Here is a 22,627-nt window from a genome sequence, read left to right on the forward strand (position 1 = left end):
TGCAATGAACCGACCGCCTGGAGGCTCCACCCGTCCTCCGCAGCTCTCGCGGCCGCCGCCCGACCGCAACCAGCTGCAGGCCCGCGTGCGCGCGCAGTTCGGATCGATCGTCGGATCGATGCCGTCGCTCGGCCGCCCGACCCAGGAGCTCGGGCCGCAGTTCGACGAGCGCGAGCTCCTCCAGGACGACTACCTGAAGACGACCGTTCGCCTCATCGCGTTCGTGTTCGGCCTCTCGCTCTTCGCGTGGATCGCGACGAGCACCACCTTCGACGCGCCCGGCATCTGGGCGAACTCGTTCCGCTTCGACACCGCGCTCGTGGTGGTGTGGGGCCCGCTCCTCATTTGGGCCCTGCGCCGGCTCCGGGTGAAGAACGCGGTCCGCATCTACCTCGTGCTCGCGCTCTTCATCGAGCCCTTCAGCGAGACGATGATGAAGGGCCAGGGCGACGGCTACTGGGACTCGTACATGTGGCCCGCCGCGGTCGCGTATTACGGCACGATCAAGGAATGGAGCGGGATGCCGGGCGCGTCGCTGCCCGTCTTCTTCTTCGTCACGGTCGGGCTCCTCTACCGCGCGGTCTGGGGGAAGAAGTCCGGCGACTACATCGCGCCGCCGAAGTGGTCGCGCACGATCTACTTCGTCTTCATGGGCGGCGTGCTCGCGCTGTGCGTCTGGGGCCTCATCCACGGCGGCTCGTTCCAGTCGGAGGTGCGGCAGGTCCTCCACCTCTTCCAGCTCCCGATCATCGGCCTCCTCTTCCTCTACGCGCTCCGCGTCCCCGAGGACGTCCCCGCGATCGGGACGATCTTCGTCGCGACCGCGATGCTGCGCGGCGTGCTCGTCTTGTGGATCTACTTCGGCGTGTTCGTGCCGGCGGGGATCACCCAGCGGCCGGGGCATCCGGAGTGGTGCACCACCCACTCGGACTCCGTCCTCTTCGTCATGGGGATCCTCATCGTCGTGCTCCACGCCTTCGAGCAGCGAACGAAGCGCACGATTTACCGCGCGATCGGCATCTCGGCCTTCCTCCTCCTCGCGATGGCGTTCAACAACCGCCGCCTCGCGTTCGTCAGCCTCGCGATCGCGCCGGCCGCGATCTACATCGCGCTCAAGCCGAGCAAGCGAAAGCGCCGCGTCACGACCGCCCTCGCGATCGGCATTCCGCTCCTCCTCGGTTACGTCCTCGTCGGGTCGGAGATCAACTCGCCGAGCCCGCTCCTGAAGCCGGCGAAGCTCGTGATGTCGGTCCTCGAGCAGAAGGACACCTCGAGCCAGTCGCGCGACATCGAGAACGAGAACCTGATCTACACGTTGCGCGAGAACGTCCTCGTCCCGACCGGCTTCGGCTCCGAGTACCAGTATTCGCCGAACAACCCGCCCGTCGACCTCACCGACGTGTTCGTGAACTACCGCCTCATCGCGCACAACGGCGTGCTCTGGCTCTGGTCCCTCGGCGGCGTGGTCGGCTTCACGGTGCTCTGGCTCATCTTCCCGATCACGGGCACGCTCGCCTTACGCGCCTACCGCAGCGCCCCCACCGCGCTCGAACGAAGCGCGGCCCTGACCTCCTTCGGCAGCGTCGCCGTCTGCATCGTCCAGATCTGGGGCGACCAGGGCGCCAACGGCTACATGACCCCGGTCACGATCGCCGTCTCCTACGCCATCGCGACCCGCCTCGCGATGCGCACGGCGTAGCGTCAGCGCGTGGGTTTCTTGGCCCTCTTCGGGCGGGCCCTTCGCAGCTTTCCCGAGGCCGCCGCTTTGCGTCGCGCCTCGACCGCGGCGGCGATCTTCTCGATCTCCGCGTTGGTGGCGCCGAGCCGCGCGGCCGCTGCCTGCGGGCTCTTCTTCCACTCGGCGTAGAACGCGCGAAGGCAGGCGCGGAAGGGACCTGCCGATACGGCGGCCTCTCGGTCCATCTCGGGAAGCAGGGTGATGAGACCGATGAGGGCGCCGAGCTGCCTGAATCGCGCCTCGAGGAGACGCGGCCGGCCGACGCCGTCGAGGCGGAAGAAGACGATCGTGACCTTCGCTCGGAGCTGCGTCGCCGCGGTCGCGGTGGGGTTGGGTATCGGTATGACGCCATTCCAACCAATCGCGTGCTCGGGGTCGACGTCGAGCGCTCCGAGCGGAAAGAGCAGGAGAGGTCGTTCGGTCTTGTTGAGCGCCGCGATGTGCTGGCGATCGGCGCCGGACGCGACGCCCGCTGCGAGCGCGATGGGGAAGCGATTGCCCTTCAGCGTCGAATTGCACGTGTAGCAGGAGACGACGTAGTTCCACGGCGAGAAGCGGAGCTCGTCGTATCCGTTCGCGTGGCCGTTGAAGACGACCTTCGGGTCGATCCCATAATGGGCAAATCGCTCGAGCGAGAAGCGGTCGGGCCAACGGGCAGTGATGCCCTTGGGCCGAAAGTGCTCGACCGCAAACTCGCCGTCGTTCTCGGCGGGCGCGGTGTCGGCGTCGGTGATCTCGGAGCGGATGAAATCGCGAGCGCCCTCGCAATAGGCGCATAGCTCCGACTGGAGCGCGAGGTACGCCGCCTTGATATCGGACCAGCTCTTCTTCTTTTTCGCGTGCCAGTCAGGCGCGATGTTCTCGATCGTCTTCCGGAGAGCGGCTTCCGTGACTCCGATGCGGATCACACGAGCTCTCCGGCGAGAGCTCGCATCAAGTCGTGGGCCGCTTTCTTGTTGCCCTTCGAGGCTTCGAAGGCGAGGTCTTCGACTTTGTTGGTCGTCTCGGCGTTCCGTACGCTCGGGAGCTCGAAGATCGGAGAGAGCAGGATCTGGTCGGCGCTCTTCCCGAACAGATCGACGTCGGGAACGCTCACCGTCATCCCGCTCCTGCTTCGTTCCATCGTCCGGATTTGCTCGCGCCCGAGGCCACCGGCGACGAGAGGACTGTGGGTCGTAAATACGAATTGCAGCCGCGGGAAGGTCTTTGCGAGCTTGTCGATGATGACGCGCTGCCAGCGCGGATGGAGGAGGAGGTCGACCTCGTCGACGAGCACGAGGCCCTCCGTCTCTACCAACTTGTGACCTGTTTTGACGCCTTTGACGACGTGGTAGAGGAGATCGGTGAGCCAGCCGAAATAGCCACGATAGCCGTCGGAGAGCGCGTGAAAGGGCACCTCTGCTCCGTGCTGGTGGAAGACGAGCTCGCCGCCTTGGGCGAGGATGTCCTCTCGCACGCTGAGCTCCTCGTCCGGTGGGCCAAGACGGCGAATCAGGGTCGAGACCTGCTTGAAGCGACCCGGGTTGCGGGCGCACAGCTCCGGAAGCCACGCGTCGGGCGGTACCAGCGTGAACGCGGCTTCGTCCTCGAGCAGGGAAGCGACGCGCTGATGACGCGGTAGTCGTTCGGCGTCGCGACCGGAGCGGTCCATGCGTTTCGAGAGCTCGCTCCACCGGCGCGAGCCGTACGCGACGATGAAGATGCTCGACGAGTCGTGAGCGTCGAGGACCTGCCGATAGGTGGAGACGGGCACCCCGCGCAGCTTCACGCCACCGAGCTTGTCGCGGCGTGTACCGCCGAGCGGCATGATGGTCTGGTGGATCTTGGCGGACTTGGCGCCCTCCCTCGGCCCGAGCTCACCGCGCGTGAAATGAGCGACGGCCGACACCGAGGCTGGCTCTGTCCTCTTGCCGACGCGACGCACGAGCGAGTAAGGCGAATAGCTCGAGTCCTTGAGCGTCTCGCTCAACATCGCGAGCGCGATCGCCTTGAGGACGGTGGTCTTTCCGGCGCCGTTCTCGCCGAGCAGCAGGGTGACGTTGTCCGGTCCGTTCTTCGGTTTGACCGTCGCGCCCGGATGCATGAAGTCCACGGCCGCCTTCGAGAAACATCGCAGGTTGCGGATCTCGAGCCGTGAGACGTACATGTGCCAGTTCTACTACGTTTCCTAGCGCGTCAGAGGTCGGGGACGATGACCTCGGCCTTCTCGATGCGGTCGAGGCGGAACTGGCGCTCTTCGTTCTTCGCGAGGTCGATCGCGTTGAGGCGGGTCTCGGTGCGTTCCATGAAGACGGAGGTGATCTTGATGTCGCGCGTCGTGCGCTCGTAGTTGGCGCTGCGGTACGTGATGCGGAGCGGCTGCTGCTCGAACCACGCGCGCTCGACCGCCGCGCGCACCGCGCGGGCGACCGGGAGCTGGGGCACGCCGGCGAACTGCAGCTCCTTCAAGCGCCCCGCGAGCTCGCGCTGCGCCGAGGTCGAGAGCGCGCCGCGAACCTTGTCGAGGGCGCGGTCGAGCGTCTCGGTGAAGGGGAGGAGGCGCATCTCCGTCGCGAAGCGGCCGAGCGCGACGAGGAGCGCGGCCTCGCGCGCGGTGAAGTTCACCGGCGGCAGCGTGTAGCGCGTGTCGAGCGCGTAGCCGCCGCCGCGACCGCGCTCGGCCGAGAGCGGGAGCGCCGCCGCGCGGAGCGAGTCGAGGTCGCGGTAGATGGTGCGCACCGTGACGCCGAACTTCTCCGCGAGCTGCTCGGCGGTGATGCCGGTCCGCCGCGCGCGCAGGTGCTCGGCGAGCGCGAAGAGCCGTTCGGTGCGGGTCACCGCCGAATCATGACATCCACCTGACATCGAGTCGAGCCGGTTGACGTCGTGGGGCGGGCGGGAGATCGTCCGCTCGGTGCCCTTCTCGTATCCTTATCCGCGGCCCGCGGTCACGTGCGACACCGTCGTGTTCACGATGCGCGGCGACGATCTCGCCGTCCTCCTCATCCAGCGGGGCGACGAGCCCTTCAAGGGACACTGGGCGCTGCCCGGTGGGTTCGTGAACGAGAACGAGGCGCTCGACCGCGCGGCGGCGCGCGAGCTCGCGGAGGAGACCGGCCTCACCGGCGCGCGGCTCGAGCAGATCGGCGCGTTCGGCGATCCCGGCCGCGACCCGCGCGGGCACACCGTGACGATCGCGTGGGCGACCTTCCTCGTCGCGGAGGCGAAGGTGACGCCCGCGGACGACGCGGCGCTCGCCGAGTTCGTGCCGCTCCGCACGATCGTCATCGAAGGGGCCGCGACGCGGCGGCGGCCGATCCGGCTCGCGTTCGATCACGCGAAGATCCTCGCGAAGGCCTACCGCCGCCTCTGCCGCCACCTCGACGATCCGGTCCGCGACCGCTCGTTCGATCTGTTCCCGAGCCGCTTCACGATCGCCGAGCTCCAGCACCTCTACGAGCGCATCCTCGGCAAGACGGCGCCGCTGCGGGCGTTCAAGAAGCAGCTGCTCGACCGCGGCCTGGTCATCCCTGCGACGACCAAGCCGACGAAGAAACCGGCCGAGCAGCTCTATCGCTGGAACCGGCGCTGACTACTTCTTGAGGTTCTCGAGCGCGAAGTCCCAGTTCGCGAGGCTCGCGAGGAACACGTCGATGTACTTCGGACGCGCGTTCCGGTAATCGATGTAATATGCATGCTCCCAGACGTCCATCGTCAGGAGCGCCTTCTGGCCGTGCTTCAGGGGGAGGTCGGCGTTCGGCGTCTTCGTGACCTTGAGCTTGCCGCCGTCGTCGACGAGCCACGCCCAGCCGGAGCCGAACTGGGTGACGCCCGCGTTCGTGAACTCCTCCTTGAACTTGTCGAAGGAGCCGAAGTCGCGGTTGATCGCGGCGAGGAGATCGCCCGCCGGCTGACCGCCGCCGCCCGGCTTCATCGATGACCAGTAGAAGGTGTGGTTCCAGACCTGCGCCGCGTTGTTGAAGACCGGCGTGCCGACGTCGCTGCCCTTGATGATGTCCTCGAGGCTCTTGCCCTCTTCCGGCTTGCCCGCGATGAGCTCGTTGAGCTTCGTGACGTACGCGTTGTGATGCTTGCCGTGATGGAAGTCGAGCGTCTCGGGCGTGATGTGGGGCGCGAGCGCGTCCTTCGCGTAAGGCAGGGGCGGGAGGGTGAAAGCCATGGCGCGGTCTCCTCTTTCTCTCTCTGAACGGAGTGTGGACCGGCCACGTTAGAGCCCTCGGCAACCCTTGAGAAGAGGCGCAAGGCCACACAGCCAACGCGTTGGCCGAATGTCCATATGTTGTCGCGCCCTCACTGGCCCTTGGCGTTCTTGTACTTCTGCCAGCAGTCGGGGCAGCGCCAGATCGGTTTGTTGCTGCCGTCGGGCTGGCGATCGAAGACGAGGCGCCACCCGAGCGTGCTGCGCAGCGTCTGCTCCTGATCGAGGTCCGGCGCCGCGCAGCCGCAGTCGAAGCACTTCGGGTCCGTCGCGCTCGAAGCGGAGGCCGGCGGTGGAATGCTCGGGCTGCTGCGGCGGATGTGGCTCATGTCTCGGATCGATCAGCCTCTCATCGCTTCGACCGGGCTCACCCGGGCGGCGCGTACGGCGGGTAAGAACCCGCCCACGAGTCCCATGAAAGCAGAGAGCGCGATCGAGGACACGATGATTTGCGGGCTGGGCTCGAAACCGAACACGACCTCCGAGAATGTGCCCATGTTCAGCATCGTGATCTTCACCGCCTTCATCGCGAGGGAGGCGACCGCGCCGATGGCCCCGCCGACGACGGCGAGGAAGACGGACTCGAGCAGGAAGGAGAAGAGGATCGACCCCTTCGAGAACCCGAGCGCACGGAGCGTGCCGATCTCCCGCGTCCGTCCCGCCACCTGCGCGTTCATCGTGATCGTCGCGCCGATCATCGCGCCGACGCCGAAGAAGAAGGCGATCATGCCGCCGAGGAGCTTGAGGATGAAGGAGGTCCCCTCGCTCTGCTTCTCGAAGAAGTCCGCCTCCCGCATCGCGACGAGGCCCATCGTACGGTCCTGCTCGACGAGCGCCTTGAACGCGTCGAACTTGCTCGCGCTGTCGAGCCGGACGTGCACGCTCGAGACGTAGCCCTCGCGGCCGAAGGCCTGGCGCGCGATGTGGAGGTCGACCCACACCTCCGACTCGTAGGCCGAGCCTTGGTCCTCGAAGACGCCGACCACCTTCACCGAGCGGTTCTTCTTGAGCTCGAAGCTCTGCCCGATCTCGAGGCCCTTGAAGCGCCCGCGGATGGCCTTGCCGACGATGACCTCGTCCGAGCCGGGCGACGGCATCTTGCCCTCGACGAGCTTCGCGGTGCTGCGGAACGCGAGCGCGTCCTCGGGCACGCCGCGCACGGTCACGTTCGAGACGCCGTCGACGCCGACCTTGTCGAGGAGGATGACGATGAGCACCTCGCCGACGCCGGGCGGCTTGCTGTTCGCGCCGATCTGCTGCGCTTGCGCGAGGACGAGGTTCAGCTGCTTGTCCTCGATCGCGCTCGTCATCTCGTTGTCCGAGCCCTTCCGCAGGACGATCGCGCTCTCGGGCGCGGCCGAGCGGCCGAACGTCTTCTCGATCCCGTTCGCGAGCATGATCGCGCACGCGAACACGTAGACGACGAGGGCGAGGCCGAACATCGCCGCGGCGGTCGTGCGCTTGCGGACGACGAGGTTCCGGACGTTGTACTTGATCGGGACCATCAGCCGACCCTCCGCAGCGCGTCGGTGACGGAGACCTTGCCCGCCTGGATGCTGGGGAGGAGCGAGGCGACGGCGGAGAGCAGGATCGCGATCACGAACGCGATCGCGGCCGTCTTCGGCTCGACCCGGAAGTAGGGGAACCAGGCGCCCATGTTCTCTTCGATCGCGGCGCCCATCACGTTGTTCACGAACGGGTAGGCGATGCCGACGCCGACGACGCCGGACACGACGCCGAGCGTCGCCGCCTCCGCGATGACGAAGAAGCGGATGTGCCACGGCTCGAAGCCGATCGCGCGGAGCACCGCGTACTCCTTCGTCCGCTCGCGCACGCCCATCGCGATCGTGTTGCCGAGGATGAGGAGCATGATGCCGAGGATGACGACCGAGACGATGTTGAGCGCGGAGAGGATCGCGGAGAACCCCGCCATGAACGAGACGTTCATGTTGCGCTCGCTCATCGTGATGGTCTGCACGTCGCGCTCGTCGAAGAGGCGGTCGATCTGCTGCGAGATCTCGCCCGACCGGCTCGAGTCGGTGATGCGCGTCATGATCCAGCCGATCTGGTCCTGTCGCGCCGGCGGGAGCGAGTCGTTCATGTAGTCCCAGTGGAAGAGGAGCTCGGACTCGTCGAGCGACTTGCGGCTCGCGGTGTAGATGCCGGAGATGTTGAACTCCCAGTCGCCGGGGTAAATCGTGCCTTCGAGGACGACCTTGTCGCCGACCTTCCACCCCATCTTCTTCGCGAGGACCTGGCCGACGACGGCGCCCTTCTTGTCCTCGAGCCAGCGCTGCTTGTCCGCCGGCGAGAGCACCATCTCGTCGAGGACCTCGACGTAGCTCGGCGCGTCGACGGCGAGGTTGGCGAAGAACTCGTCCGGCTTGGTCGGGATGCGCGCGCCGAACCAGTTCGCGTAGGTCGCCGCCTTCACGCCCGGCACCGCCTTGATGTCGTCGTGGTAGCGCTTCGGCAGCTGCATGATGAACGTCACCTTGTGACGCGTGCCGAGGCGGTCCTGCGCCGCGTACTCCTCGCCGATGTTCCAGGCCCAGAGCACGGTGCGCAGCATCACGAACGCGATCAGCGCGACCGCGGCGCCGGCGACGGTGAACGCCGTGCGGAACCAGCTGCGCTTCAGGTTGCGCGCCGCGATGAAGAAGAGGGCGAGCATGGCTACTCGAGCTTCCCCTTGTTCAAGTGACGCGTGATGGTGGCGACCTCCGCCGCGGCGGGGTCGTGCGTGACCATCAGGATCGTCTTCTTGAACTCGGTGTTGAGCTTGGTGAGGAGCTTCAAGATGTCGTCCGCGCTCTTGCGATCGAGGTCGCCGGTGGGCTCGTCGCAGACGAGGATCGTGGGGTCGTGCACGATCGCGCGCGCGATCGCGACGCGCTGCTCCTGACCGCCGGAGAGCTGGCGCGGGTAGTGGTCCATCCGGTCCTCGAGGCCGGTGACGCGGAGCGCGGTCTGCGCGCGCTTCTTCCGCTCGCTGCCGGACACGCTCGTGAGGAGGAGCGGGAGCTCGACGTTCTCGAGCGCGGTGAGGACCGGCATCAAGTTGTACGACTGGAAGATGAAGCCGATGTGGCGCGCGCGGAACTTCGCGAGCTCGCCGTCGCTCATCTTGCCGATGTCGTTGCCGGCGACGTTGGCCTTGCCGCTCGTCGGGCGATCGAGGCCGGCGATGAGGTTCAGGAGCGTCGACTTGCCGGAGCCGGACGGTCCCATCAGCGCCTCGAACGCGCCCTCCGGGATCGTGAGGTTCAAGCCGTCGAGGACGGTGAGGGGCTCCTTGCCGCGCACGAACGTCTTCGTGACGTCGTTCATCTCGATGATGGGCTTCGCTTCCGCGCTCACTTGTCCGTCTCCTTGATCCGCTGTCCGTCGGCCGTCTCGCCGGTCGGCTTCGAGACGACCTTCGTCCCTTGCGGCGGCCCGTCGAGCAGCTCGACCGAGCTCCCGACCGCGCCGCCGACCTTCACCGGGATGGCGTGGAGCTTCCCCTCCGCCACCGCGAAGACGACCTTCTGTCCGTTTCGCTCCACGATCGCGTCGCTCGCGACCACCTTCTTCGGCTTCTCGTCCTTCGCCGCGTCGGTGATCTTCTGGGAGAGGAACGACACGCGCGCGCTCATCTCCGGCAGCACTCCTTCGATGTCGTCGTTCGGGTCGAACTTGACCTTCACCATCACCGTCGCCTTCGAGCGGTTCACGCGCTGTCCGAGCGACGCCGCCTCGCAGCGGTATCGCTTGTTCGGATAGGCATCGAGGATGATCTCGCACGGGCTGCCCATCTTCACGAGGTGGAGGCGCGGCTCCGGCACGTCGGCCTCGACCATCAGGCTCGTGAAGTCGACGAGCTCCGCGATCGGCTCCGGGTTGCCGATGCCGCCGACGAACGAGCCCGGCGTCGCGGGCTTCGTCACGACGCGGCCCGAGATCGGCGCGACGATGATGCGGTCCTTGAGGCCGACGCCGACCGTGCCGACGTCGGCCTGCGCCGCCGTCGTCTCCGCCTCCGCCGCGCTCACCGCTTCGCGGAGCGAGGCCTGCCGCGCCTTCATGTCGTCGAGGTTCGCCTTGCCGACCGCGCCGCTCTTCACGAGCGCCTCTTCGCGCTCGATCTGGAGGTTCAGCTCGTTCAGCTGCGCGCGCGCGGTCGAGCTGCGCGCCTTCGCGACGCCGACGCGCGAGCTCGTCGCCGCGAGCGCGCTCCTCTGATCGGTGTCCTCGAGCTGCGCGATGACGTCCCCTTCTTTGACGGTGTCCCCTTCTTTGACGAGGACCTTCGCGAGGCGGCCGGGCAGCTTCGACCCGACCTTCGAGGTGACTTGCGGGATGACGTAGCCGGTCGCGGTGACCTGGACGTCGGCCTGCGACGGCGAGATCATCGCGACCTCGGTGGTGCGGACCTCGGTCTTGAAGAGCTGGCCCTGCACGCGCTGCCACCCGAAGAACCCGACCGTGCCGACGGCGGCGACGACGACGAGCGGCAGGACGAGCTTGCGCACGGCGGACGGCGGCGACGGCGCGTCGCGGTTGATGCGCAGCGAAGCGAGATCGGAGCTGAGTTGGTCGGCCACGGCGGCAGCATCGTTAGCACGGAGACCGCGCCGCGAAAGCCCACACTCGATCGTGGCGCGATCCGTCAATCCTTTCGGTGCGAAGGCGAGCGTTGGTACGCTCCCGGGAATGACCTCGCGCGCGCCCTCGACGATTGGCCTCGTGCTCCTCGTCGCGTGCAGCGGCGAGGTGCCGCCGGCGGCCGCCCCCGCGACGAAGGCGGCGAGCGGCTCGGCGGTGGAGCAGCTCTTCCCGCTCGAGGACGGCAACCTCTACCACTACGTCACGAAGGACGGCGACGAGACGGGGATGCTGGTCGCGAAGGTGAAGCGCACCGACGACAAACACGGCGAGCTCCAGCTCTCGAACAAGACGAACCGCTTCGTCTACGCCGCCGACGGCGTCACGTACGATCATGGCGTCTACATCCTCAAGGCGCCGCTCGACGTCGGGGCGTCGTGGTCGGGGGAGCACGGCGGCGTCGTGAAGATCGCCGCGGTCGACGCGACGGCCGAGGTGCCCGCCGGCAGGTACATGGGCTGCGTCCGCACGGTCGAGGACGGCGGCGCGCTCCCGCCGGGCAAGCGCTACGAGACGACGTATTGCCCCGGCGTCGGGATGGTCCTCCTCGTCGTGAGCGCCCCGGTCGGCCAGGCGCGCGCGGAGCTCAAGTCGTATGGCAAGCCGGTGGTGATCGCGCCATGAAGCGCCCGAAGCTCACTTCTGCGCGTCGGCCTCCGCGATGACCTGACCCATGAAGTGGACGAGCGCCCACTGGTCGGCGGCGCTCGGGTTCTTGAGGTCGACGTGCTCGAGCGCGGGGGTGATGAGCGACGACTTGAGCCGCGCCGGCGGCACGTCCTCCGCGAGCCACGCGGTCTCGCTCGCCGGGATGACGGTGTCGCCCTCGCCGTGGAGGAGGTACACGTTCGCGCGGATCGAGCCGAGGCGGCCGTGCGGCGACACCGCGGCCATGTCCGCGCCGTGGCGGTCGATGAGCGCGAGCATCTCCGGGCGCAGCACCTCCGCGCCGTCGCCGACGAGGCGCTCGAACTTGTCCTTCGACGCGGGCGAGAGCGCCTCCGCCGTCTTCCGCGCGTCGTCGCGCTTCTCCCAGATCCAGAGCCGGAGCGCCTCGCGCGCCGCGGCGACGTCGTCGGCGGGGAAGAAGTCCTCCACGTGTGTGTAGACGAGGATCATCATCCCGTAGCCGTGCGCCTCGAGTTTGCTCTGCTCGCCGTTCGGCTTCGTGATCTCGTCGGTGACGAAGAAGCGCGAGACGCGGCCCAGGTCGTCGTGCGCGCCGACCGCGACGACGAACGAGACGCGATGCGAGAACCGCTCGTCGGCGGCGGCGAGGAGCGAGATGCCGCCGCCGAAGCTCATGCCCATGAGGCCGACCTCTGCGCCGGGACCGCCGACGCGCTGCTGCAGGTCCATCACCGCGGCGCCGACGGTGTCGATCGAGCGGGGCGCGACGTGGTAGTCGGAGAGCTCGCTCACGGCCGGCGTCATCACGAGCACCCCCGCCGACGCGACCGCGCGGGCGAAGCGCTCGAGGCGCACGTCGTCGATCCCGAAGTGGTTCACGCCGTGCACGAGCACGACGCCGGGCGGGTTCGTGACGCCGGCGGGACGATAGAGACGCGCGTCGATGCGATCGCCGTCGCGATCGAACGTGGTGCGCTCGTCGGTGACGGCCGGCTTCGCGTCCTTGTCGGAGAACGTCATGAGGAGCGACGCGGCGCGCGCGTGTTGCGACGCGGGGCGGAACCCGAGCACGCCGAGGACGGCGAGCACGAACACGACGACGCGCGCACGGCGCCACCGCGCCTCCACCTTCATCGACCGCGCGCCCTTCTCGGTCCCCCCCATCGTGTCCACGTCCGGCATCGCGCTCGTCATCGTAGGCCTCCGCGCCGATCGACGCCCGTCGCCCGGAAAACCCCGTCTCCGGCGCGTGAAAGGTTGTAATTCTTTGTCACGCGATGCGAGGGTCCTGCGCAGTCGTCGTGCTCCTCGGCTGCGCTCGGCCGTTCGACACGGAGGTGTCCCCGGCCGACGCCGGCACACCCGAGGTGGCCACACCCGACGCTGCCACACCGGCCGACACCGGCGCTCCGCCGGTCGCCTGCGGGGGCGACCTCGGGACGAGCCTCGTCCAGAAGATCGCGAAGCCGCGCTGACGTGTCATGCTCGACGCGCGGCGGCAGATCCTCCACGTCGACATGGACGCGTTCTTCGCGTCGGTGGAGGTGCTCGACGATCCGACGCTGCGGGGCAAGGCCGTCGTCGTCGGCGGTCCGGCGCGGCGCGGGGTCGTCGCGGCCGCTTCGTACGAGGCGCGCGTCTTCGGCGTGCGCTCGGCGATGCCGATGGCGGAGGCGCTGCGGCGCTGCCCGAAGCTCCTCGTCGTGCCGCCGCGCGGCGATCGCTACGCCGAGGTCTCGAACCAGGTCTTCGACGTGTTCCACCGCTACACCCCGCTCGTCGAGGGCCTCTCGATCGACGAAGCGTTCCTCGACGTGACCGCGAGCCGGAGCTTGTTCGGCGACGGCGAGGCGATCGCGAAGCGCATCCGCGCCGACGTGCGCGACGTCACCGGAGGCCTCACCTGCTCGGCCGGCGTCGCGGAGTCGAAGTTCGTCGCGAAGATCGCGAGCGACATGAAGAAGCCGGACGGCCTCACGGTGGTGCCCGCCGACGTCGCCGCGTTCCTCGCGCCGCTGCCGATCGAGCGGATGTGGGGCGTCGGGCCGAAGACCGCGCCCACGCTGCGCGCGCTCGGCTACGAGACGCTCGGCGACATCGCGAAGGCCGATCCGATCGCGCTCGAGCGCGCGATCGGTCAATGGGGGATCGAGATCCGCCAGCTCGCCCGCGGCCACGACCTCCGCGCGGTCGTCCCCGATCGCGACGCGAAGTCGATCGGCGCCGAGTGCACGTACGAGCACGACCTCACGACGCGGGAGGAGATCGCGCGGACGCTCCTCGCCCACGCGTCGCGCTGCGCGGAGCGCCTCACCGAGAACGCCCTCGCCGCCGGCGCCGTCGTCGTGAAGCTCAAGCACCACGACTTCACGCTCGTCACGCGGCGGAAGACGCTCGACTCGCCCGCGAACGACGCGACCTCGATCCACGAGGCCTGCCTCGAGCTCCTCGCCCGGTTCCCGCTGGACGGCGCGCGCATCCGGCTCACCGGCGTCCAGGCGCAGGACCTCCGCTCCGCCGAGCCCGAACAGAAGGCGCTCTTCCGCGACGAACGCGAGCACAGACGTCGCGAGCTCCAGAGCGTGCTCCTCCGCGCGAAAGAGCGGTTCGGGAGCGTCGAGGCCCCGTTGACGTTCGCCACGCTCCTCGAGGACACGACGCCGCGGACGGCGCCGGAGGGCGATCTGGAGAAGAAAGGAAGCTGGTCGCGGCGCGGTCGGCGCGACTAGTATGAGGTCGGACGATGAAGCGGCAGGTGCTCCTCATTGCGGTGCTCGTCTCGACGAGCGTCTTCGCCTGCAAGCCGAAGGTGGGCGGGAGCTGCAAGGTCGAGACGAAGGAGACCTGCGTCGACGACAAGAAGGCGCTCGCCTGCCACGACGGCAAGTGGGAGGAGCTCGCGTGCAAGGGGCCGGACGGCTGCTCGAAGGCGACCGGCGAGCACATCTGCGATCAGTCCGTCGCGGAGGACAAGGACGTCTGCAACCTGAACGACGACCACGTCTGCACTGGCGACAAGAGGGGCATGCTCCAGTGCACGAAGAACCACTGGACGCTGGTGCAGAGCTGCCTCGGCGATCGCGCGTGCTCGATGGAGAACAAGAAGGTCATCTGCGACAACAGCATCGCGAAGGAAGGGGACTCCTGCGGAGAGGAGGAGGACTACGCGTGCTCGATCGACAAGAAGACCGCGCTCGCGTGCCGGAAGGGCGTCTTCGTCCCGGCGAGCCAGTGCAAGGGCGCGAAGGGCTGCAAGGTCAGCGGGACGAAAGAGGCGGGCTTCAAGGTCGAGTGCGACGACTCGATCGCGGCGCAGGGGGACGTCTGCGAGAAGGAAGACCACTACTCCTGCGCGGTCGACGAGAAGGCGATCCTCCGCTGCAAGAACAAGAAGTTCGAGATCGAGGACAAGTGCAAGAGCCGGGAGAAGTGCGCCATCCGCGGCGGTCAGGTCGGCTGCTACTGACATGGAGCTCGTCTCGCTCGAAGGGAACACGCAGCGCCTCGACGGCGGCGCGATGTTCGGCAACTGCCCGCGCCCGGTCTGGGAGAAGTGGGCGCCGCCCGACGATCGTCACCGCATCACGCTCGCGTGCCGCGCGCTGCTGGTGAAGGAGCCTCGACGCAACGTCCTCCTCGAGGCGGGGATCGGCGCGTTCTTCGAGCCGAAGATGCGGGAGCGCTTCGGGGTGCAGGAGGACCGCCACGTCCTCGTCGAGTCGCTCGCGAAGGCGGGCCTGCGTCCGGACGACGTGGACGTCATCGTCCTCTCGCATCTCCATTTCGATCACGCGGGCGGCCTCCTCACCGCGTGGGAAGAAGGCAAGGCGCCCGCGCTCGTGTTCCCGAAGGCGTCGTACGTCGTGAGCAAGCGGGGTTGGGAGCGCGCGCGGTCGCCGCACTCGCGCGACCGCGCGTCGTTCATTCCGGAGCTGCAAGGCCTCCTCGAAGGCACCGGCCGCCTCGAGATCGTGGAGGGCGAGCGCAGCGCGACGCTCGGCGACGCGTACTCGTTCACGATCTCGGAGGGCCACACGCCGGGCCTGATGCTGACGCGGGTGGAGGGCTGGAGCGAGGGCCCGGTCACGTTCCTCGGCGACCTCGTCCCCGGCGCCCCGTGGGTCCACCTCCCGATCACGATGGGCTATGACCGCTATCCGGAGCTGCTCATCGACGAGAAGAAGGCGCTCCTCGACCGCATCGTCGCCGACGACGGCTGGGCGTTCTTCACGCACGATCCGACCGTCGCCGCGGCGCGCATCGAGAAGGACGCGAAGGGGAAGTACGGCATCGCCGAGCCCCGCGCCCGCCTCGCGCCCACCTGAGCCACGAGCCCACCTGACCCAAGACCTTGGCGTCGACTTGCGCCTTCTTGCCGCAATCGTTTAGCCTCTTCACACGCCGGTTCTCCCGCGAGGAGGTCCGGTTTTTCTTGCGGAGGCGCCTTATGAATCGTGGCCACCATCGTCGGCTCGTCCCGTGCCTTCAGGCACTCGTCACCCTCGCGACGGTCGCGGCGCTCGTCCACTGCGGCGGCGGCGAGCTCCCGCCCGCGGCGGGTGAAGACCCGGTCGACTCGGGCCCGCCGGACGTCGTCGGCGGCGGCGGCGCGGTCACCATCCTCGACGTCGACCTACAGGCCGGCCTCACCTTCGGCGAGAACGGCTTCACGGACTGCGGCGGTCAAGCGAGCTCGAAGTCGATCATCCTCCAGAACACGCTCAACGACGTCGTGAACTACCAGGCCGAGATCGTGGTCGGAAAGACCGCGTACACCGTAACCCCAGACAAGGGCGGCATCCCCGCGCGCGGCCAGGCGACGCTCCAGATCGTTCCGGCCGCGATCCCGCAGGAGGCTGAAGTGACGACGGACCTCTTCGCCGGCACGCTCGAGATCCGCTACCCCGGCCGCGGGACGCCGACGCAGATCCGCCTCCACCAGACCGCGCGCGGCGCGATCGTCTCGATGGCGGCGAACAGCTACGCGCTCGGCTCGGTCAAGGTCGGCGAGAAGAAGTCGCTCCCGATCAACCTCACGAACGCCGGCAACATGGAGGTGACGGCGACGCTCGCGGTCGGCACGCCGGTCTACACGGTCGGGAACGCGCCGAGCACGCCGGTGCCGCTCAAGCCCGGCGTGGCCGAGTCGCGCCTCATCGAGTTCGCGCCGCTCACCGCCGGCGATGCGCCGGACACGCTCGCGATCTCGTTCAACCCGTCCGCCGTGCACTGCAAGGCTCCGCCGTTCAGCGCGGCGGTCACCGGGACGGGGACGACCGGCGTCGGCCTCACGCCGGGCGCGCTCGACTTCGGCGACGTCAACTGCGGGACGACGGCGCCGCCGCAAGACCTCACGATCTCGAGCACGATCGCGATGACCTTCACGGCGTCGCTCGACAAGGGCGGCGCGTCCGCGTTCTCGCTCGCGGACGCGGCCGACACCCCGATCGTCCAGGGCGCCGAGATCGAGATCCCTCCCGCCTCGACCTACAAGCTGCGGGTCGTGCCGAAGCCGATTCCCCCTGTTTCTCCGATAACGGCGAATTTCTACGGAGACAACCTCCGCATCACGACGAACGTCCCCGGCGACACGCCGAAGACGATCCCCGTGCGGATGGGCGCGAAGGGGGCGATCCTCGCGTTCACGCCCGCCGGCGGCATCACGGTCACGGGCACCGACATCAACGCGATCGCCCAGACGAACTTCTCGCTCAGCAACACGGGCAACGTGCAGATCCCGTATCAGATCAAGCTGGTCAACCCGAACGGCCAGCCGTTCAGCGGACCCGACGGCACGTTCGGGATCGGCAACCAGACGACGGTGAACGGCAACGCCAATATCGGAGCGACGGCGCTCGTGCTCAACACGAAGGCGCCCCCGACGTACAGCACGACGATCGAAGGAGCGCTCGAGCTGAGCGTGACGACGAGCGCGACGGCCGCCCTCTGCGCCGATCTCCCCGCGCGCTACAACGTAACGTCGCGGACGAACGCAGGCACGTCGATCACGCTGACGCCTCCCGCGCTCCAGTTCGGCGAGGTCCTCTGCGGGACGACGGCTCCGCCGCAGACCGTGACGCTGAAGAGCGTGGTCGCGACGACGTTCGCCCCCGACCTGGTGAAGGGCGAGAACTCCCCGTACATCCTGAAGAACAACGGTACGCCGCTCACGCTCGGTCAGGACATCCCGATCGCGGCCGGCGCCGAGTACGTCATCACGGTGGAGCCGAAGCCGATGCCGGCGCGCCCGCTGATCGGCACGACGGACAACGGCTTCGGCGACACGATGACGATCAAGAGCCCGGTCGACGCGACGAAGAACTACGAGCTCCGGCAGACGGCGAAGGGGGCGATCCTCGTCTTCTCGCCCACCGTGATGCCCCAGCCGCTCGGTAACCCGCCGACGGTGCCGGCCGAGTCGCGCGCGTTCATCCTGCGCAACAACGGCAATCAGACCGCCCACTACACCTTGACCACGAGCGGGTCGATCTCGACCAACATCCCCACCGGCAGCGCTCCGCGCGGCGACACGAACGGCGTCGTCACGGGCGTCGGCAGCGGCCGGATCACCGTGTCGCTGACGTCGCCCCAGCCGGCGCCGCCCGCCGAGCCGACGACCCTCTGCGCCGACCTGCCGGGCGACCTCATCATCGGCGCGCCCTGAGCGCGAGGCGCGCCGAGCGCGTCAGCTCGTCTTGATGCGTTCGGCGAGCTTCTTTTCGAGATCGACGATGGCCTTGGTGAAGCCTTCGATGCCTTCGGAGAGCTTGTCCTTGGCCATCTGATCTTTGTCGTGCATCTCGCGGAAGATCTGCTCGTTCATCTCGATCTTCGGGACGGCCTTCGCCTTGGCCTTTTCGGGATCGAGCTTGCGCGGGAGGTCGCCCGTCGCGGCCTCGAGCTCGCCTAGGAGCGCAGGGGAGATCGTGAGGAGATCGCAGCCGGCGAGCTCCGTGATCTCGCCCATGTTGCGGAAGCTCGCGCCCATCACCTCGGTCTTGTAGCCGTGGTGCTTGTAGTACTCGTAGATGCCCGTGACGCTGATGACGCCGGGATCCTCCGCCGGCGCGTACTCCGTCTTGCCGGTCGACTTCTTGTACCAGTCGAGGATGCGGCCCACGAACGGTGAGATGAGCGTGACCTTCGCCTCCGCGCACGCCACCGCCTGATGCATGCCGAAGAGGAGGGTCAGGTTGCAGTGGATGCCCTCCTTCTCGAGTAGCGAAGCCGCCTGGATGCCCTCCCACGTCGACGCGAGCTTGATGAGGATGCGCTCGCGGCCCACGCCGAGCTTCTCGTACGCAGCGATGATGTGGTGCGCCTTCTCGATCGACGCCGCCTTGTCGTAGCTGAGGCGCGCGTCGACCTCGGTCGAGACTCGGCCCGGGATGATCTTCAGGATGCGCGCGCCGAACTCCACCGCGAGGCGATCGACCGCCGCCTTCGCGACGTCCTCGACCGAGCCGCGCGTCTCCTTCTTCGCCCACGTGAGGCCCTCGTCGACGATCTTCGCGTACGCCTCCATCCCCGCTGCGGCGGTGATGAGCGACGGGTTCGTCGTCGCGTCGCGCGGCTTGAACTTCTCGACGGAGTTGAAGTCGCCCGTGTCCGCGACGACCACGGTCATGCCCTTGAGCTGCTCGAGGAGGTTCATGACCTTTGGCTTACCACAGTCTTGTTCGAGCGGGGCTCCGCCCCTCTCGCGCTCGCCGCCCCCGGACCCCCGCAGACGAGAGAGAAAGCGTCACATGGTGCTTTTGGCATCGTCCCCGGCATCGTCCCCGGCGCTTGCGCGCGGAGGGCGCACGCGCGCACATCGATGGACTTCTAGCGGTGCTTACGAAAGCGCCACGTTTTCCGGCCATTACTTGGCCCGACGGCGCGCGGGTTGCTGTCTTCGTGAGCATGACGCGCCCTCTCCTCGTTGCTCTCACTGCCCTGGCCGCCACGACGACCACGAGCCTCGCGGGGGCGACGGAGTCGCCGGCGCCCATCGCCGTCGGCGAAGTCGCAGCCGACGCGGCGAGCGCGGACGTCGCGTCGCTCCGGGACACCGCCGAAGGCGAGATCCGGCAGATCGACACCTCGAAGCTCAAGCGCCGCTACGTGGTCTCCTTCTCCGTCGCGCGCGCCGCCGCCGGCGACGCCGTCGCGTGCACCGCGAACGCGATCCTGCGCGACGCGAAGACCGGCGCGATGATCGCGATCATCGAGGCCGGCGCCCACGCCGCGGGCACCACCTCCGACGAGGCCGCGAAGCGCGTCGCCCACGCCGCCGTGCGCTCCGCGATGCGCCGCATCCCCACCGCCCTCGGCGCGAAGTAGCCCCCGCGCCGCGACCCGCGCGCCCCCCACCCCCCGCGACTACGCGCGCGCCCGCAGCTGGCGGAGCAGGTCGTCCTCGATCGCGCGGAGGCCCTCCTGCAGCACGCGGAACGCCTCGTTCGCCTCGAGGCGCTCCGAGGCGAGCTCGCCGAGGGCCTTGGCCTCCGTCTCGTTCAACGCGCGCAGGAGCTCCTCGAGCTCCGTCGTCGTCGTCGCCGCGCGCGCGCTCTTCGTGAGCTCGGCGAGGTTCGCGAAGTACAGCTCGATGCGCCCCTTCTGCGAGCGCTTCCGCCACGCGTGGAGCGCGGTGACGCCCGACCAGCCGATGCCCGCGACCGCGAGGAGGAAGCTGAAATACTCCGCGTTCTGCTCGAAGACCGAGGGCTCGTTGCGCCGGAGGTAGCGATCGGCGCCGGGGTGGACCGGGTACGGCGCCTCCGCCGGATCGAACTTCTCGCTGAGCTGCGCGAGGAGCTTCTCCTTCTGCGCGAGCCGCAGCTTGTTCGCGAAGAGGCTCTGCGTGAGGTCGTAGACGAGGTCGTCGTCGAGGTCCTCGCGCACGACGAGGAGCGCGCGCACGCTGACGGTGCCGACCGGCTCGACCGGTTTGTCGCCGTAGGTCCGCTCCGGGACGACGGCGGAGAGGAGGTACGGCGCGTCGACGTGGATGCCGTCGATCGGCCCGCCGACCTTGTCCGGCGGACCGAGCGAGAGGAGGGAGAGCTCCGGCCGCGCGAGCATGCGCTCCACCACCGGCGCGCGCAGGCCGGCGACGACGAACACCGCGTCGATCTCGCCCTTCTCGAGCTGCGTCGCGGCGTCGAGCGGCGGCATGTTCAGCGCGGTGATGCGTGTCTTGTCGATCTTGAAATGTTCGAGCACCTGCCACGCGATCTGCTCGGTGCCGCTCGCGGCGGGGCCGATCGCGACGCGCTTGTTCGCGAGGTCGCCCGGCGTCGCGATGTTCGCGCCCGCGCGGACGACGACCTGGAGCGTCTCCGGGTAGAGCGGCGCGATGAGGCGCACGTGCTCCCCTTCGAGCTCCTGCCCCGTGCTGTTGTTCGACACCAGCGCGAGCTCGACCTCCTTCTTCTCGAGCATGTCGATCGAGAACGGAGAGCCCTTGCTCTCGATCACCGTCAGCCGGACGTTCGGGTGCTCGCGTTGCACGTTCCTCGCCAGCTCGACGCCGAGCGGCAGGAACGTCCCGCCCTTCTGGCCCGTCGCGATGCGGAGCTCCGTCGTTCGTCCGCGGCGGATGAAGAGGAAGACCGCCACGAGGGCGACCGCGAGCAGGACCCCGATCGCGACGACGCGACCGCGCCTCCGCGGCGGGGGCGCGGCCGGGACCGGCGGCGGCGGCACGGTGGGGACCTTGGCCGGCATCAGCTCCCTCCTTCGATCTCGCGCAGCTCGATCTCGATCTCGATCGTCTTCGCCTTCTGATCCGTCTTCGTGAGCGGGTTCACCTCGACCTTCTTCCCCCGCTTCGCGAAGAGCTCGCGGATGCGCGCGATGTCCGCCTGCAACATGCTCCGGTCGAAGACCGCCTTCGTCCGCGTCTTCATCGCCGCGCGGAGCTCACCCTCGAGCTTGTCCGCCGGCGCGCCGCTGAAGCTCACCTTGCCGACGCTGAACCGCTCGCCCTCTTGCACCGGCCACGTCACCGTGACCGCGCCGTCCGCCGCCACGTCGCGCTGGAGCTCCTCCATCCGCACGTTCACGTAGCCGCGATCGTAGTAGGCGTTCACGATCCGCTGCGCCGCCTGCGCCAGCGCGGTGGGATTCCACGCGCTCCCCGGCGTGAGCCCGCTCAGCGCGCGGAGCTCCGCCTCGGAGAGCTTCGTCGTCCCCGGGAACGAGATCTTCGCGAGCTTCCACGGCGTGCCCTCCACGACCTTGAAGCGCACGCGCACGAAGCCCGGCTTCGTCGGCTCCGTCACGAAGGTGACCTTCGCCGCGCCGTACCCGTGGAGGTGGTACTCGCTCTCGATCTTGTCGGCCGCGGCGGCGAGGACGAAGCGGTCAATCGGCTTGTCGTACTCGACCGGGCTCGTCATCTGCGCGGCGGACGCGCCGTCGTAGACGACCTCCTCGACGCGCGGGCGCTCGGTGAGGACCACGTGCACGAGCGCGCCGTTGCCCCGCTTCTCCGCGCCGATCGCGACGTCGTCGAAGAGCCTCGTCGCGACGAGCGCCTCGATCGAGGCGCGCACCTCCTCCGTCGCGAGCGGCGCGCCGATCCGGAACGTGAGCGCGCGCTCGACCTCGGCGCGGTTCGCGTCGCTCGCGCCGTACGTGCACACGCGCTCGATCGCGAGCGACAGCGGCGCGGCGGGCTCGAGGTCCTCGGCGGCGAGCTTCGGGGCGGCGGAGGGGCAGCTCGTCACGACGGTAGTGCCTTCACGCGTCTTTGGCGATGCTGGCGATTTGGGCGGATTGGACGAGCAGGCGACGAGCAGCGCCGCGCCGGCGACGAGCGCGCGCTTCACCACCGCACCTCGATGAACGACTCGCCGCGGAGCTCCTGGAGCAGCTTCTTCTTCTCCTCCGTGAGCAGCGCCTCCACCGCCGCCTTCTTCTCCTCCTCCGTCCCCGTCACCGGCGCCTGCACGCGCGGACGCACGACGAAGCTCGTCCACTTGGCCTCCATCAGCTGCCGCCGCAGCTCCGCGCGGTAGGTCTCCTCGCTGAACCCCTGCGCGCGGACCGACGCGAAGAGCGTGGCCCGATCCGTCTTCGCGCTCCTGGCGATCTCGTCGATCGCGGCCTCGATCTCGTGCTTCTCGACCCCGATGTGGACGCGCGCGCAGTCCTTCTCGACGAGCTTGTCGTCGATCATCTCGTCGAGGACCTGGCGCGCCAGCTCGAGGTGGCGCTTCGGATTGCTCATGTTCCGCTTCGCGAGGAGGGCGACGTGCGGCCGCGTCCGCGCGACGACGTCGGAGCGGTAGATCGTGTACGCGTCGATCTGCGCGACGATGCGATCGAGGAGCACCGGCGTCTCGGCCTGCGCGAGCGACGGTGCGAGGAGGACGGCGGCGAGGACGGCGATGCGGCGGAGCACGGTGCCGCATCTTCTTCGAGAC

General features: G+C 68.5%; 23 protein-coding genes. 9 read left to right on the plus strand and 14 right to left on the minus strand.

From position 1 onward, the window contains the following. The first annotated feature begins 4 nt into the window (after positions 1–4). Positions 5–1,699 (plus strand): hypothetical protein, encoded by a 1,695-nt coding sequence (locus KF837_28130; protein MBX3231224.1) that lies wholly within the window; start codon positions 5–7, stop codon positions 1,697–1,699. Positions 1,700–1,701: 2 nt separating this feature from the next. Here the strand turns inward: KF837_28130 and KF837_28135 are convergent, their stop codons facing one another. From KF837_28135 to KF837_28145, 3 genes are read right to left on the minus strand one after another with little or no spacing between them, the layout of a single operon-like run. Continuing rightward, complete coding sequence (locus KF837_28135; GenBank protein MBX3231225.1) at positions 1,702–2,646, minus strand: hypothetical protein; 945 nt, start codon at positions 2,644–2,646, stop codon at positions 1,702–1,704. Then, entirely contained in the window at positions 2,643–3,884 is a 1,242-nt protein-coding gene (locus tag KF837_28140; protein MBX3231226.1) for an AAA family ATPase, read from the minus strand. The genes KF837_28135 and KF837_28140 overlap by 4 nt, the downstream gene beginning before the upstream one ends. A 29-nt stretch (positions 3,885–3,913) precedes the next feature. Further along, entirely contained in the window at positions 3,914–4,555 is a 642-nt protein-coding gene (locus KF837_28145; GenBank protein MBX3231227.1) for an HTH domain-containing protein, read from the minus strand. Between the two features lie 76 nt (positions 4,556–4,631). On the opposite strand from KF837_28145, the gene KF837_28150 reads away from it, so the two are divergent. Beyond that, positions 4,632–5,309 carry an NUDIX hydrolase gene (locus KF837_28150; GenBank protein MBX3231228.1) on the plus strand — a complete coding sequence of 226 codons (678 nt, stop codon included), beginning with the start codon at positions 4,632–4,634 and terminating at the stop codon, positions 5,307–5,309. Here the strand turns inward: KF837_28150 and KF837_28155 are convergent, their stop codons facing one another. The 6 genes from KF837_28155 to KF837_28180 form a co-directional block, all read right to left on the minus strand. Continuing rightward, entirely contained in the window at positions 5,310–5,897 is a 588-nt protein-coding gene (locus KF837_28155; protein ID MBX3231229.1) for a superoxide dismutase, read from the minus strand. A gap of 131 nt (positions 5,898–6,028) precedes the next feature. Next, positions 6,029–6,265, minus strand: a complete 237-nt coding sequence (locus KF837_28160; protein MBX3231230.1) for a hypothetical protein — start codon at positions 6,263–6,265, stop codon at positions 6,029–6,031. Positions 6,266–6,277: 12 nt separating this feature from the next. Next, complete coding sequence (locus KF837_28165) at positions 6,278–7,441, minus strand: ABC transporter permease (protein MBX3231231.1); 1,164 nt, start codon at positions 7,439–7,441, stop codon at positions 6,278–6,280. Continuing rightward, the gene (locus KF837_28170; GenBank protein MBX3231232.1) at positions 7,441–8,610 is read right to left on the minus strand and encodes an FtsX-like permease family protein; all 1,170 of its coding nucleotides are present in this window, start codon (positions 8,608–8,610) and stop codon (positions 7,441–7,443) included. The genes KF837_28165 and KF837_28170 overlap by 1 nt, the downstream gene beginning before the upstream one ends. A gap of 2 nt (positions 8,611–8,612) precedes the next feature. Continuing rightward, a complete protein-coding gene (locus KF837_28175) occupies positions 8,613–9,266 on the minus strand; it encodes an ABC transporter ATP-binding protein (GenBank protein MBX3231233.1) in 654 nt (217 codons plus the stop codon). Positions 9,267–9,292: 26 nt separating this feature from the next. After that, on the minus strand, positions 9,293–10,522 hold the full coding sequence (locus KF837_28180) for an efflux RND transporter periplasmic adaptor subunit (GenBank protein MBX3231234.1): 1,230 nt from the start codon (positions 10,520–10,522) through the stop codon (positions 9,293–9,295). Between the two features lie 109 nt (positions 10,523–10,631). On the opposite strand from KF837_28180, the gene KF837_28185 reads away from it, so the two are divergent. Then, positions 10,632–11,207, plus strand: coding sequence for a hypothetical protein (locus tag KF837_28185; GenBank protein MBX3231235.1), 576 nt, complete (start codon positions 10,632–10,634; stop codon positions 11,205–11,207). Positions 11,208–11,219: 12 nt separating this feature from the next. Here the strand turns inward: KF837_28185 and KF837_28190 are convergent, their stop codons facing one another. Next, a complete protein-coding gene (locus KF837_28190) occupies positions 11,220–12,395 on the minus strand; it encodes an alpha/beta hydrolase (protein ID MBX3231236.1) in 1,176 nt (391 codons plus the stop codon). 95 nt (positions 12,396–12,490) lie between these two features. Here KF837_28190 and KF837_28195 point away from each other — a divergent pair, with 95 nt between their 5' ends. The 5 genes from KF837_28195 to KF837_28215 all read left to right on the plus strand — a co-directional run bounded on the left by KF837_28195 (position 12,491) and on the right by KF837_28215 (position 17,877). Then, entirely contained in the window at positions 12,491–12,688 is a 198-nt protein-coding gene (locus KF837_28195; protein MBX3231237.1) for a hypothetical protein, read from the plus strand. A 6-nt stretch (positions 12,689–12,694) separates the two neighbouring features. Beyond that, positions 12,695–13,942, plus strand: coding sequence for a DNA polymerase IV (gene dinB, locus KF837_28200; GenBank protein MBX3231238.1), 1,248 nt, complete (start codon positions 12,695–12,697; stop codon positions 13,940–13,942). A 14-nt stretch (positions 13,943–13,956) separates the two neighbouring features. Continuing rightward, positions 13,957–14,679, plus strand: a complete 723-nt coding sequence (locus KF837_28205; GenBank protein ID MBX3231239.1) for a hypothetical protein — start codon at positions 13,957–13,959, stop codon at positions 14,677–14,679. 1 nt (position 14,680) lies between these two features. Further along, positions 14,681–15,538: an MBL fold metallo-hydrolase gene (locus KF837_28210; protein MBX3231240.1), complete on the plus strand. Its 858-nt coding sequence runs from the start codon at positions 14,681–14,683 to the stop codon at positions 15,536–15,538. Positions 15,539–15,660: 122 nt separating this feature from the next. Further along, positions 15,661–17,877 carry a hypothetical protein gene (locus tag KF837_28215; GenBank protein MBX3231241.1) on the plus strand — a complete coding sequence of 739 codons (2,217 nt, stop codon included), beginning with the start codon at positions 15,661–15,663 and terminating at the stop codon, positions 17,875–17,877. A 21-nt stretch (positions 17,878–17,898) separates the two neighbouring features. On the opposite strand, the gene tal is transcribed toward KF837_28215, so the two are convergent. Further along, positions 17,899–18,867, minus strand: a complete 969-nt coding sequence (gene tal, locus KF837_28220; protein MBX3231242.1) for a transaldolase — start codon at positions 18,865–18,867, stop codon at positions 17,899–17,901. Positions 18,868–19,118: 251 nt separating this feature from the next. Here tal and KF837_28225 point away from each other — a divergent pair, with 251 nt between their 5' ends. Continuing rightward, complete coding sequence (locus KF837_28225; GenBank protein ID MBX3231243.1) at positions 19,119–19,538, plus strand: hypothetical protein; 420 nt, start codon at positions 19,119–19,121, stop codon at positions 19,536–19,538. Between the two features lie 39 nt (positions 19,539–19,577). On the opposite strand, the gene KF837_28230 is transcribed toward KF837_28225, so the two are convergent. The 3 genes from KF837_28230 to KF837_28240 are packed head-to-tail and all read right to left on the minus strand — an operon-like array spanning position 19,578 to position 22,605. After that, positions 19,578–20,924, minus strand: a complete 1,347-nt coding sequence (locus tag KF837_28230; GenBank protein MBX3231244.1) for a TAXI family TRAP transporter solute-binding subunit — start codon at positions 20,922–20,924, stop codon at positions 19,578–19,580. Beyond that, a complete protein-coding gene (locus tag KF837_28235; protein ID MBX3231245.1) occupies positions 20,924–22,030 on the minus strand; it encodes a hypothetical protein in 1,107 nt (368 codons plus the stop codon). Before KF837_28235 ends, KF837_28230 begins: the two co-directional genes overlap by 1 nt. Continuing rightward, the gene (locus tag KF837_28240) at positions 22,027–22,605 is read right to left on the minus strand and encodes a SurA N-terminal domain-containing protein (GenBank protein ID MBX3231246.1); all 579 of its coding nucleotides are present in this window, start codon (positions 22,603–22,605) and stop codon (positions 22,027–22,029) included. The genes KF837_28235 and KF837_28240 overlap by 4 nt, the downstream gene beginning before the upstream one ends. Positions 22,606–22,627: the final 22 nt, after the last annotated feature.

The organism is Labilithrix sp., assembly GCA_019637155.1.
GTDB lineage: Bacteria > Myxococcota_A > Polyangia > Polyangiales > Polyangiaceae > Labilithrix.